The organism is Marinobacter sp. V032 (genome assembly GCF_052645435.1).
Window position 1 is genome coordinate 2,545,622 of record NZ_JBQXYE010000001.1, and the last position, 12,556, is coordinate 2,558,177.

Consider the following 12,556-nt stretch of genomic DNA (forward strand, 5'->3'; position numbering starts at 1 on the left):
GGCTTTACCACCACATGTTACGAGTGTTTGCGTCAGTAAAAAACATGGCAAATTCAGAACAAAAACCACGAAAGCGTAATAATCAGCAGCACGGAAAATGATACGAGGCGATTATCAACGCCTTTCAACGCTTGATGTCAGGGACCCATTACTTAATGCATTTCCCATCAGTGTTTATGCATCGCGGGCTTAAACGTATAGCGAAGTCCGGCGGCCGCGCGATGCCCACCTTCCTGATCGCACTGATTGGGTTACTGGCGTCGAATGGATCCTTTGCTGTTACCGAAAGCACTCCACCGGAACCCTCTTTTGTCGGTGGTAGCCACTGTGCAGCGTGCCACCAGACCGAAGCCGAGAATTGGAAAGACTCCCACCACGATCTCGCCATGCAGGTTGCGACGCCGGAGACCGTGGAGGGTAATTTCGACGATGCCACGTTTGACTATGCCGGCACCCGCACAACGTTCAGCCGCAAGGGTGACCAGTTTCAGGTCTCGACAGACGGCCCCGACGGCAAGCTTGCCACTTATAAGATCCGCTATACGTTCGGTGTATATCCACTTCAGCAATACCTGATTGAACTTTCCGGTGGTCGCTTGCAGGCGCTGACGATTGCGTGGGATTCGCGACCTGCGAAGCAGGGTGGGCAGCGTTGGTACCATCTATATCCTGATCAGAAAATAACTCATACGGACCCTCTACACTGGACCAAACCCCAGCAAAACTGGAACTTCATGTGCGCAGAATGCCATTCCACGGGCCTGGAGAAGAATTACGATCAGACCACGCGTACCTACGACACGAAGTGGGCGGAAATTGATGTTTCCTGTGAGGCTTGTCACGGGCCAGGGTCGGATCACATTAAATGGGCAAAGCAGGGCGGTGATTCGTCAGAGGAGCTTGGTTCACTCAAGAACTACGGCCTGACTCATCTCTTCAACGAACGAAAGGGCGTTCACTGGCGCCAGAATCAAAAATCAGGCTTGCCTGAGCGCAGCACGCCCAGAGTGACTGAGACTGAAATTCAGGTCTGCGCAGCCTGCCACTCCCGCCGTGCCCAGCTCAGCGAGGATGATCGCAAAGGTCAGCCGCTCATGGACAGCTACCAACCTGCGCGGTTGGACGCTGGACTCTATCACGCAGACGGGCAGATAGACGGTGAAGTCTATGTGTATGGCTCGTTTATCCAGAGCGCCATGTACAACGCAGGCGTTACCTGTAGTGATTGCCATAATCCCCATAGCCTCGAACTGAAAGCAGCCGACAACGGCGTGTGCCTTCAGTGCCATACCCCGGAGTACGACAGCCCCCAACATCATTTCCACGAAACATCAGGCGCAAACAGCGGATCGCAGTGTGTGGATTGCCATATGCCTGACAAAACCTACATGGGGGTTGATCCCCGCAGAGACCACAGCTTCAGGATCCCGCGACCTCAGCTTTCGGTGGATATTGGTGTGCCCAACGCGTGCACCCAATGTCACAGCGCCCAGTCTGCAAACTGGGCGGCCAAACAACTGAGAGAATGGTACGGCCATGATCCTGAGGGGAAATATGACTATGCTCACATTCTCAGCGCAGCACGCCACAATGCCACCGATGCTGGCGCGAGACTGAGTGCACTCTTGGATGACGTCACGCAGCCCGCTATCGTCAGGTCCACCGCTGCCAAGGCATTGTCAGGCTGGCCTAATCCACGAACACTGCAAAGTCTGGCAGCCGCTACCCGCGATAGTGATCCGTTGGTTCGATTGGGTGCTCTGGAAGGCATTGCGCCTTTGCCTGCCTCTATACGTGTTCAGGTTGCCTTGCCACTTCTAAATGATCCTGTAAAAGCGGTGCGCCTGGAAGCAGCGACTCAACTTCGCGATATTTCCGCTCAATCGCTGTCGCCAGAGCAAGCTAGGCAGATGCGTAATGTCGCAGACGATTACCGGGCAACGCTGGCTTTCGCTGCCGATACGCCACAGGCACATGTCAGTTTGGGGGGATTCGAAGCGGCGCAGAGACGACTGGATGCAGCCGAACGCGCCTACCGGAACGCGATTGAAACAGATCCGGATTACGCCCCGGCCTATGCAAATCTTGCGGATTTTTATCGGGCGACAGAGCAGGACGACAAAGGGCTTGACGTGCTGCAGCAAGGCATCGAACGCCAGCCCAAAGCCGCCGCACTTCACCATGCATTGGGTTTGCTCCACGTCCGTCAAAAGCAGCTCGGCAAAGCGCTGGATGAATTGGCGCTCGCGGTGCAGTATTCGCCTGATGTGAGCCGCTATAGCTATGTCTATGCCGTAGCGCTGAACAGCACCGGGAAAAAGGCTCAAGCTATCGCCGTGACCGAGCGGGCACTACTGCGATCACCCGCAGACCCGGGCCTTAATCAACTGATTGTGCAGCTTCGCCAGTCCCGCTGATTAATGAACGGTATCAGCGAAACCCGTCATTGTTTCAGTTCATCTTGCCGGCGCAGACTGCTTTTATCGATAAATCAATTTTATAGCACCTGATTTAACCAGGAGACCCGTATATGAAAGCTGTTGGCCTGACTCGTTATCTGCCTATAAGTGATCCGGATAGCCTGATCGATTTGGAGCTGGATACACCAGCACCGAAAGGTCATGACATTCTGGTGGAAGTGAAAGCCATTTCCGTAAACCCGGTTGATACCAAGGTGCGCGCACCAAAGGACGCAGTCCCCGAGCAGCCCAAAGTACTGGGTTGGGACGCTGCTGGCACAGTGACTGCCATAGGCGATCAGGTCACTGGCTATGCCGTTGGTGACTCCGTTTATTATGCCGGCGACGTTACCCGGCAGGGGACCAATAGTCAGTTCCATCTCGTCGACGAGCGCATTGTTGGCACCATGCCGACCTCCCTTGATTTTGCGCAGGCGGCGGCGTTACCGCTCACTGGCATCACCGCCTGGGAAGGGTTGTTTGAGCGTCTGGGCATTAGCAAAGACGGTCAGGATGAGGGTAAATCTCTGCTGATCGTAAATGGTGCCGGTGGTGTAGGTTCTATTGCGATCCAGTTAGCGAAAAAACTGGCGAAGCTTGATGTTATTGCTACAGCGTCGCGGCCGGAAACGAGCGACTGGTGCAAGCAACTGGGCGCCGATACCATCGTCAATCACAGAAAACCTCTAGCGGATGAGCTCAAGGCCGCGGGCTACGAGACTGTCGATTATATTCTGTGTCTCAATGATACTGACGGACATTGGGCGGCCATGACCCAACTGATTCGCCCTCAGGGGATGATCTGCAGTGTCGTCGAGAATCGGGAGCCGCTGGCGATGGATACGCTGAAAACAAAGAGCGCCGGTATCGTGTGGGAATTCATGTTCACCCGCGCCATGTTCAAGACTGACGACATGATCGAGCAGCAGCACCTTCTCAACCGAATAGGTGAAATGGTGGATGCCGGTGAACTGGTCACAACCTGCAATAAAGTGGTTAAACCGATCAATGCGGCTAACCTGCGGAAAGTGCATGCAGAAATCGAGAAGGGCGGGAGCATTGGTAAAATCGTGTTGAGCGATTGGGAATGATTGCGCTGTTTTAGCCACGTTGAATAAAAACGCCCCTGAATAGGGGCGTTTTTTTAGCGCATCGTTTTATTCGCTGCGCTCAGTGGTAACGGCATTGGCCAGGGCGCTGGCATTGCTTTTTCCAACTATCAGTTTGAATGCTGCTCCCGGCTTCGGGCATTTGCTCCCCGCGGGCGTACTGATGCTTGAAGCTCAACGGTACGCGCATGGCGGCTAGCTGTTGACGAACCTGATTCTCGAATTCAGGTACCTTGTCTTTCGGTACTTTGGCAAGCGTTGGAATATCTGCGGTCAAAGGATTAACCGGGTGATTGCGAACGTGGAACTCAAAATGCAGGTGAGGGCCGGTGGTCCGCCCGGTATTACCTGAAAGCGCAATTCTCTGACCACGTTTCACAGATTGCCCGCGCTTCACCAGTACTTTGTTCAGGTGCAAATACCGGGTTTTGAAAGTACCGCTGTGGTCGATCACAATGTACCGGCCGGCGTAGGGATGATTGCCCACGCGGGAAACGATGCCGTCGCCGGTGCTCATGATGGGCGTATTCATCGGCGCGGCTGTATCAACACCATTGTGAGGTGCGTGCCGACCGGTTACGGGGTGAAGTCTTGCAGGATTAAACGAAGACGTTACGCGATAGTGTTTGGCAGTCGGCCAGCGCAGGAATGCAGGCGTCACACTTTCACCGTTTTCGTCATAGTAGTTACCGTCGCTGAACAGAAAAGCGTTATAGGTTGTCTTGCCACGATGAATGGTGACGGCTTCAATTCGGTCGTTACCGGTTGCTTCAAGCGCCATCATTTCACGGCCAACAAGCACTGAAAACCGGTCTCCGGCACGCAATGATCGACGAAAATTCAGCTTACCCTTGAGCAACTGGCTCACTTCAACGACCTGCGCTTTACTAAGACCCGCCGCCAGGCCCGAACCATAAAAACTGCCTTTGATCTCGCCTTCAATCGCTGCCGATTCCCAATGCACGGGGCGGGTTTGCTCCTCATGGATGAAGGATCCATCGTCCTGCCGCGTGAAGGTGACCGTTCGTGCCGGATCCACCTGCAGCGACATACTTTTTAGTGCGTTCTGTTCATCAACATCAAAGGTGAGGGAAGTGCCAGGGCGCAGAGTCTCGAGCGACAGATACTCCGCATCTGCTTCTAACAGACGGTGCAGGGTTTTCGCCGGAACGTTGTTGGCGTCAAAAATCTCGCTCAACGTATCGCCAGGCTGAATTTCGTAACTAACCGGTAGCAGTTCAATTGGCTCTTGCGGAGTGGCGACTGACATTTCCGGCTCAGACTTGGCTTCCTGAGTCGCTTTGGCCACATCTTGCTGAAGATGTTCATTGCTATCAGCGGTGGTAGTGGCATTGTCAGATGGCAGCAATACCGCATTGGAAGAAGCGGATAACCATAAACCCGTAACAGCCACAGCGCCTATTACGCTGGCTACAACAAAGTGGCGGGTTTTCTTCGGTACACGGGGCGTCTTTCGCATAAAGCAGAAACATCCTCTTGATCAAACATCGTGGAACTGTGCGTTGAACACCTTCGTGTTAACCGACATAAAAGTTCCACATCTGCTACTCAGGCGATCCATGCGTGAATAAACAAAAAAGGAAAGCCGGGTCACTAACCATTGGACCGGGCGGACACAACCATTAAACAAGCCAAACATCAGGCCATCCGCACAGGTAAAACCGTCAGCAGGGCGGCTAAAAATCCCGAAAGCGATACAAGAAAGTCGCAAAAAACGCACAAAGAAAGCGTCACGCGGGTGTTTGGCGAGCGCATTTTACTGGAAGCAGTCGATTTTTTCACCTTAACTGCTGTACATCAATTCACCAGTTTACAAAGCAAATAGCGGCGATAACCCGTGAAACTTGATGTTCAGGATACAGAAAATGTAAAACACTACTAAACAATATACATCCACACACAAATGAGGTGCTTCATGACGATCGAATGCAAGCGCGCGTATGACGACATCAATAAGAATGACGGTTATCGAGTATTGGTCGACAGGGTCTGGCCGAGAGGAATTAAAAAGGAAGCACTGAAACTGGACGACTGGATAAAAGATCTTGCACCGTCAACAGAGCTCCGAAAATGGTTTGGGCACGATCCCGAACGATGGCAAACATTCTGCAAACGCTATCGGAAAGAACTGGAGGAGCAACAGGAAACTCTCAAAGCGCTTGTGAAAAACGCAGGCAAAAAGAGAATCACGCTAATCTACAGCGCGAAAGACCGCGAGCATAACAATGCCATCGTCTTGAAAGCAGTGCTGGAGGAGTTATGAGAGCACGTGGGTAAACGGGCCCCAGAGGTGTAGGAGTGTTTCTGATTTCGTACTTACTGCGGGGATGCGTTATGTGAGTTGATACTGTATTTAACATAATATAGATTATGCGCAGTTGTGGATAATTCAGCGGGTAACGGGGCGTGTCGTTTTTGTTAATTTCACGTGAGACTGAGATTCGGTCTTACACGGATTGAAATCGAATAGCACATGTTTTCAGTTGGTTACGCAAGTATCGCTTTTCAGGCACTTGTGATTATTTAAAGCACCACGAGACTCTGCCTGACCTAGAGCCTCTTTGGTGCATAGCCGGGCCCAATTCAACCTGTAACTTTTACAGCCCTCTTTAAAATTCGAGCTTTGGATTCTTCGTGGTTTGTGTTCGTCCCACATCGAATCTCTGTGCAGTAAAGCTTGCAGCTTTGATTTGGTGGACTGACAGTTTCTCAATCTTTGCGCGTAAAGTTGGTTCGCGCGTTTCGGCTTTATCCGGCGGGAATGCATGATAGCTCGGAAATATCCCGGTCAAGTGCATTGGGGTCGGGCTATCGTCTTTGGGTTCTTCTGGTAACTCTTCATAAACATGGAATTCTGGCACCCATCGTTCATCTTCCCAACTGGTGGACTGGCAACGCACGCTTGTTCCCTTGGGCAACTCCCTTTTCTCTACAAGCGATGATTTGTGGAAAAGAACGATATTGCGCCCTTCGCTAGGACTCTGAACCGAAGGAAAAATTATTCCATCTACGGTCGTTTTCCCATTCATGCTCAAAAAGTCCGCTACTGCTTGTGTCGTTAGGTAGTCAGTGCTCTCGTCCTGTGGCATTACCGGTCGTGCGATCATGTCAGTTAAGGTGCGCAAAAACTCGAATCTCGCCAGCTTATTCGAATAACCTGGCTCGAAAAGGCTTCCTTCTGGATGTTCAAGTCGTTGAAGAAGCGGCAGGTTTAATAGTTTTAGTGGTCGTATCAATTCAAAGGTGGCTATTGCAACCCAGCTCCCTACGGGAGGACGTACTTCAGCAAGGCAAACTTTTGGTGAATCAGAACCATAGAATGCAGATATACCTTGTGCATTCATTCGACCCGCAGAAGCATATTTGGATGGGGGTGGCCCCAGATCTTCGTCAGGAGTACCCAAAGCGCGCGCAAGTTCATCGATATCATAGAAATTACGAGCCCGGAAAAGCTCTGGAATACCTGTATTCGGACCAGCTAGAGTTAGGACGGGCTCACCCTCTTCTGAAACCAAGGTATCGATATCGGTAAAGATTTCTTCGAGTATGTTCCTAGCTTCCTGATTGAAAAACCTACTCTGTTCTTTCAATATGGTCTGAAAATCTCGCCATTTTGAACTCCAAGAATAAGTATCAGTGGGCATTTCAACATATTCCGACTCCTGTGAGTATGGTGCTGGATCAGGAATCTCGTAATATTCCATCTTCGAAGTTGCCATTTCCTCGCACAACTCACGGACGTCCTCAATCAGGGCGTCATCGGATATTTCGGCTGTTGACCCTATGACCCAGGCAACCTCGCTGCCTATTTCTTTATTGAATGGTGATGGATCCCACGGGACTTGACGAAAGTGTTCCTCTACAACCACAAAAATCGCTTCTGCAACCGCTTGAAGTGTCCATGAAGGTGCAAATTTTCCGCAGTAACTACAAGATCGCGACGGGCATATTTGAATTTGGGAACTTAGACACGACTCCTCAACACAGTGGAAACAAACCCATTTCTCATTGTCGCCTGTAAGCTCATCATCTTCGGGGGTCATTTGCATTTTCCGCTCTCGGAAAGATTCGACTTAAGATTGGTGCTTTGCCCTACTCTGTCGGCGCATATTCTCGACGGCGATCGAAAAATCCGGATTCGTCTTCTCCTCTTGCCAGCGGGACCAAAAATCGATGGTTGCACTCAATGGCTTTTCTTTGGGAGGCTCAATTTTGATACGACTGGGTAAAAGAACGGAGTCCCCTACAACCATAGCCTCACCGACATCCATAATCGGGAGCGCTTCCAAAAGGCTCTCAAGGCTCTCTGGTAGCAGCTTACGCACAGTAGCTTGATCGTCAGCATTGGTCAGTCTAAGCGATATGATGTTGTTGCATTGACTTAGGATCGTTGCGCTAACGTCAGACGGACGTTGACTGATAATCATCAGTGCAACGCCATATTTGCGTCCTTCTTTCGCAATTTTTTCAAACGCCTCGACAGCTCTGCGCTCTACAGGATTCCCCTCTTTTCTTGGAAGGTAAAGATGTGCTTCATCGCAGACAAATGCCACAGGTCTCCTATCGGCGACGGCTGTCCAGAACTGAACCTGATATATGATTCGAGCAACTAGACCAACAATTACAGGCAGTATGTCGGCTGGTACCTCTGAAAAATCGATAACTTTGATGCTGGGCTTTTCTTGCCCATAGCCCATTAGCTTCTCAGCTATGGAAGCAAGAGAATCATACCGGTGATACTTTTCTGGGCCATTGAACAGAAAGCCGTAACGTCGGTCATTGAGTCGACTTGCCATACGGACCAATAGACGAGAAAACTCCCCATTGAAAGGACCGTTTTTGGGTCCACGAGAGCCTTGAACCTTTTCTTCGTTCAGGTGCGTCAGCTTTGCCATAACTTTTTCCAATGAAAAAGGAACGGGACTATCTAACGTGAAAGACTTGAGTAGATCAGATCGGCCGTTTTCCTCTAGGAAGGCTTTTTTCTGTTCAGTTATTGAGTCTTGAACCACCACTACTTGGTTGTGAGCGCTAAATTCTGATCGATCAACGAATAGCGACTGAATTTCTTCGGAGTTCAAAAGCCAGTAAGGTAAAAAAAGTATTGAATCATCGTCGGAATCGACCTCATCAGGTCCTGGAATACGCAACTGACGAGCATAGCCAAGCTCTTTGTATTCGCCGTGGAGGTCAAATACTACGAGATTGGATGAAGGGAGCTTTGCGCTTCGTTCAAGGATGGAGGCAACGGTCCAGGATTTGCCAGACCCTGTGCTGCCAAGCAAAGCCGCATGGCGTTGAAACAGTTTGTTGCCATCGACATAAGCTTTGGCGCTCTCATTGAGTTTGTAGACACCCAACTCCAAAGAGTGCTCGTCATCACCGGATTCAGATATGACGCGCATGAATTCCTCCAAGTGCGCATCCTTTAGAACATAACAAACCGAGTCGATTTCTGGGACATGGTCAAGCGAGCGGGAAAAAGTGAACCGCTGATCGAGAGCATTCCATTTGGCAGCCCCCATGAGGGTGATTTTGACTGTGTTAACCACTGTATCGCCCAGGGGCTCTATATCTTCTAACTCCCCCTCCTCTGTTTCCTGGACGGGTGTTTGGGCGACAACAGCTTTGATAACCTTGTCGATCATGCCAATTAGCCAGGATTCCGACGCCCCGCTTAGCTGAACAGCGATCAGCTGCCCTACTCGTGCCTTCCGGAGATCTTTATCGCTGTTCACAAGCACGGTAATTTTTCTGGTATCGACCTCCCGAACGTTACCCAGGGTGTAGCTGTCATCATTAAACTCAAACAGGGCCATAAATTATCCTCCTAAAAAATCCTGCGTGAAGCGATCGAATCGCCACAGTTCCTTGTTGTTGATGAGTAGCCAATCATCGAACTTTGAATTGAACACCCTGGTGTAGTCGCTTTTTTCCTGCTTACACAAGACCCACATGTTGGGGCAAGAGTTTAACCAGCGACCTATTTGCGGACTGAAATCTCTTGTGATTATAAGCCCCGGGCACTGATTTTGTTCGAGTTTGTGCCGGAACGTATTGTTGACTAGCTGCGAGTCATTGAATCCGAAACCGAGGAATAAAAAACTGGAGTGATCTGCAACTGCTCGATCGTACTCTGCCAACCTTGAGCGATCCTGATGTAGCCGCTGATACTTTGCCGTTCCCGGAGTAATCATCGCCCTGGTTACACCATCCGGTTTGTTGATTATCCAGCCGTCACACTCGACCACCCGACTATCGACATCGAAGGTGTTTAATGAACCATGGGGCTTGTGCAGACGGATATGTTTTTTCTCAACAAGCCTTGGCGGCTGCCTGGTCTTTGCAAGACTTTTACCAGTGAACCGGACCGCTTTTTTTGCTTCACTCCAATCAAACTGTCGACAGAAACCACCAGAAAACCCCGTCAAATAGGGAATAGAGTCTCGGACGAATGAATACTCAGCAAGAAGGTCGTAATTGGGAGTAGCCAGATGTAGTTGGCGATCGGTCTCTGGCAAAGTTTCAACGAGCTTTCTAATTAAACGGCCTGCGGGCCATTCAATAGCTCCAGAGATTATTTGGTAAGCATATTTTGAATCGTAATGGGCGACGAATTTCGCTGTGGTTTCTACAATTCTGTTGGTCAGGTCATCATCTTGAATGAAATCCATCGCTGACTCGAAATCGTGCGTTCGAGCATCAAGGGCATCGGTGACGTGTTGCCACTGAGCAGCTTGTTCGCTGTTCAGACCTGTTGAAAGCTCAGTTCGCAAATGCGCTTCCAGGGCAGGCATCCCAAATGAAAGGTCCAGCGAACAAGAAGTACCTGTTCCAAATAAAACGAAAGGTTTCTCAACTGAGAAAAATTCCGCGATTGCCTTGTACGCGACGTCCTTTGTCAGTTCCAAACGTATCTACCCCGGATTCTATTGTAACTATTCGGCTATGAGAACTATGGCATTTTTGAGCCTTTATCGCATCTTTCATGAGCGATAACGCCCTAATTCCTCGCCATTTTCTTCGCAGGGCCTTTTGAGTAAACGCTTAGCTTCAGTTTTCTTTCTTGAAGCCAGTGAACTCTCCGGCACCGGGGCACAAAGGAGCCCGTTTTGTTCATGTCCCCGATCAGGCTACACTCGTCCCCTATTGAACCGTAGAGCATCAGGCCTCAACAGCTAGCCCCTTTGACACGCAGTAAAACGGACTCTCCTCAATGGACCAGAAAATCACCCTTCAGCAACTTGAATCCTTCCTGTGGGAAGCCGCCGACATTCTGCGCGGCAACATGGATGCCTCCGAATACAAGGACTACATCTTCGGGATGATGTTCCTGAAGCGCCTGTCGGATGCCTTTGAAGAAGCACAGGAAGGCGTTGTCCGTTACTACATGAACAAGGGCAAGACCGAAGACCAAGCCCGCGAACTAGCGGACGATGAAGACGAATACGACAAGACCTTCTATATACCGCCCGTTGCCCGCTGGGGCGCAATCAAAGACCTAAAGCATGACATTGGCTCGGAGCTGAACACCGCCACCGAAGCCATCGAAGAATTCAACCCCGTTCTAGAAGGGGTTCTGGTTTCCATCGACTTCAACATCAAGAACAAGCTGTCTGACAAAAAGCTGCGCGACCTGCTCAGCCACTTCAGCCGCTACCGCCTGCGCAATGAAGACTTTGAGCGCCCGGACCTACTGGGCACCGCTTACGAATACCTGATCAAGATGTTTGCAGACAGCGCCGGTAAGAAAGGCGGTGAGTTCTACACCCCGTCCGAGGTGGTGCAGCTGCTGGTTGCACTGTTGAAACCCCATGCCGGGATGCGTATCTACGACCCCACCGCCGGTTCTGGCGGCATGTTGGTACAGACCCGGAACTATCTGGCAACCCACGGTGAAAATCCGTCCAACCTGTCCCTGTTCGGTCAGGAGATGAACCTGAATACGTGGGCAATCTGCAAGATGAACATGTTCCTGCATGGGGTCTACAATGCCGACATTCGCAAGGGCGACACTCTTGGTGACCCGCAGCACACCCAAGGCGGGGAACTGATGACCTTCGACAGGGTGATTGCCAACCCGCCCTTCAGCCTGAAGAAATGGGGTAAGGAAGAAGCGGACAGTGATTCCTACGGTCGGTTCCCCTATGGCACCCCACCCAAAGATGCCGGTGACCTAGCATTCGTCCAGCACATGATTGCCAGCCTCAATGCAGAAGGCATGATGGGCGTGGTGATGCCGCACGGTGTCCTGTTCCGGGGCTCCAGTGAGAAAGCGATTCGCCAAGGCATTCTGAATGATGATCTGCTGGAAGCCGTGGTTGGATTACCGGCTGCCCTGTTCTATGGCACCGGTATCCCCGCCTGTCTGTTGATCATCAACAAGAACAAACCGGCGGATCGCAAAGGCAAGGTGCTGTTCATCAACAGCGAACTGGAATACGAAGAAGGCAAGAACCAGAATAAACTCCGCCCGCAGGACATTGTAAAAATCGTCCAGACCTTCGACGACTACGCCGAAATCAAACGTTATTCAAAAGTCGTCACCCTCGCGGAAATCGCCGAAAACGATTACAACCTCAATATCCGTCGCTACGCCGACACCAGCCCACCCCCGGAAATCTTCGACGTGCGCGCCATCCTGCACGGTGGCATCCCAGTGCGGGAAGTGGAAAGCGAGTACATACGGGAAGAGATTCTGGAAGACTTCGATGCGTCCACGGTGTTCGTGAAGCGGGATGGAGAGCCTTCAGCCAATGGAGAGTACTACGACTTCAAGCCGGAGATCGAGACCAAAGAAGCCATTCGGGAAGCCTTGAGTGTCGATGTGGATGCCAAGGTGTAGTGGTTCAATGATTCCGGACACCAACGTAGGTGGTAATATTGCCACCATAAACGAGGTGTCTGATGACCAGAAAACGACGTTCCTTTACTCCTGAGTTCAAACAGGAAGCAGCCAGCCTGGTG

At 51.0% G+C, this 12,556-nt stretch carries 9 protein-coding genes; 5 read left to right on the top strand and 4 right to left on the bottom strand.

Going from position 1 to position 12,556, the window contains the following annotated elements; all coding sequences use genetic code 11:
* Positions 1 to 155 precede the first annotated feature (155 nt).
* Positions 156 to 2,417 carry a multiheme c-type cytochrome gene (locus tag ACUN9X_RS11580; protein ID WP_445473147.1) on the top strand — a complete coding sequence of 754 codons (2,262 nt, stop codon included), beginning with the start codon at positions 156 to 158 and terminating at the stop codon, positions 2,415 to 2,417.
* A gap of 113 nt (positions 2,418 to 2,530) precedes the next feature.
* Positions 2,531 to 3,550 (top strand): zinc-binding alcohol dehydrogenase family protein, encoded by a 1,020-nt coding sequence (locus ACUN9X_RS11585; RefSeq protein WP_445473148.1) that lies wholly within the window; start codon positions 2,531 to 2,533, stop codon positions 3,548 to 3,550.
* Between the two features lie 79 nt (positions 3,551 to 3,629).
* Here the strand turns inward: ACUN9X_RS11585 and ACUN9X_RS11590 are convergent, their stop codons facing one another.
* A complete protein-coding gene (locus ACUN9X_RS11590) occupies positions 3,630 to 5,048 on the bottom strand; it encodes a peptidoglycan DD-metalloendopeptidase family protein (RefSeq protein WP_445473149.1) in 1,419 nt (472 codons plus the stop codon).
* A 141-nt stretch (positions 5,049 to 5,189) separates the two neighbouring features.
* On the opposite strand from ACUN9X_RS11590, the gene ACUN9X_RS11595 reads away from it, so the two are divergent.
* Positions 5,190 to 5,414, top strand: a complete 225-nt coding sequence (locus ACUN9X_RS11595; protein ID WP_445473150.1) for a hypothetical protein — start codon at positions 5,190 to 5,192, stop codon at positions 5,412 to 5,414.
* A 90-nt stretch (positions 5,415 to 5,504) separates the two neighbouring features.
* On the top strand, positions 5,505 to 5,852 hold the full coding sequence (locus ACUN9X_RS11600) for a DUF488 domain-containing protein (RefSeq protein WP_445473151.1): 348 nt from the start codon (positions 5,505 to 5,507) through the stop codon (positions 5,850 to 5,852).
* Positions 5,853 to 6,198: 346 nt separating this feature from the next.
* On the opposite strand, the gene ACUN9X_RS11605 is transcribed toward ACUN9X_RS11600, so the two are convergent.
* Genes ACUN9X_RS11605 through ACUN9X_RS11615 form a run of 3 tightly spaced genes read right to left on the bottom strand, consistent with a single transcriptional unit; the run spans position 6,199 to position 10,500 of the window.
* The gene (locus ACUN9X_RS11605) at positions 6,199 to 7,632 is read right to left on the bottom strand and encodes an RES domain-containing protein (protein WP_445473152.1); all 1,434 of its coding nucleotides are present in this window, start codon (positions 7,630 to 7,632) and stop codon (positions 6,199 to 6,201) included.
* 30 nt (positions 7,633 to 7,662) lie between these two features.
* Positions 7,663 to 9,408: an ATP-binding protein gene (locus ACUN9X_RS11610; protein ID WP_445473153.1), complete on the bottom strand. Its 1,746-nt coding sequence runs from the start codon at positions 9,406 to 9,408 to the stop codon at positions 7,663 to 7,665.
* Positions 9,409 to 9,411: 3 nt separating this feature from the next.
* Entirely contained in the window at positions 9,412 to 10,500 is a 1,089-nt protein-coding gene (locus ACUN9X_RS11615; protein WP_445473154.1) for an SIR2 family protein, read from the bottom strand.
* A 305-nt stretch (positions 10,501 to 10,805) separates the two neighbouring features.
* Here ACUN9X_RS11615 and ACUN9X_RS11620 point away from each other — a divergent pair, with 305 nt between their 5' ends.
* Complete coding sequence (locus ACUN9X_RS11620) at positions 10,806 to 12,434, top strand: type I restriction-modification system subunit M (protein ID WP_445473155.1); 1,629 nt, start codon at positions 10,806 to 10,808, stop codon at positions 12,432 to 12,434.
* Positions 12,435 to 12,556: the final 122 nt, after the last annotated feature.

Coding starts and splice junctions, on each gene's coding strand:
- ACUN9X_RS11620 (WP_445473155.1), top strand. CDS start 10,806: ATGGACCAGAAAATCACCCTTCAGCAACTTGAATCCTTCCTGTGGGAA.
- ACUN9X_RS11610 (WP_445473153.1), bottom strand. CDS start 9,408: ATGGCCCTGTTTGAGTTTAATGATGACAGCTACACCCTGGGTAACGTT.
- ACUN9X_RS11585 (WP_445473148.1), top strand. CDS start 2,531: ATGAAAGCTGTTGGCCTGACTCGTTATCTGCCTATAAGTGATCCGGAT.
- ACUN9X_RS11580 (WP_445473147.1), top strand. CDS start 156: ATGCATTTCCCATCAGTGTTTATGCATCGCGGGCTTAAACGTATAGCG.
- ACUN9X_RS11590 (WP_445473149.1), bottom strand. CDS start 5,048: ATGCGAAAGACGCCCCGTGTACCGAAGAAAACCCGCCACTTTGTTGTA.
- ACUN9X_RS11600 (WP_445473151.1), top strand. CDS start 5,505: ATGACGATCGAATGCAAGCGCGCGTATGACGACATCAATAAGAATGAC.
- ACUN9X_RS11605 (WP_445473152.1), bottom strand. CDS start 7,632: ATGACCCCCGAAGATGATGAGCTTACAGGCGACAATGAGAAATGGGTT.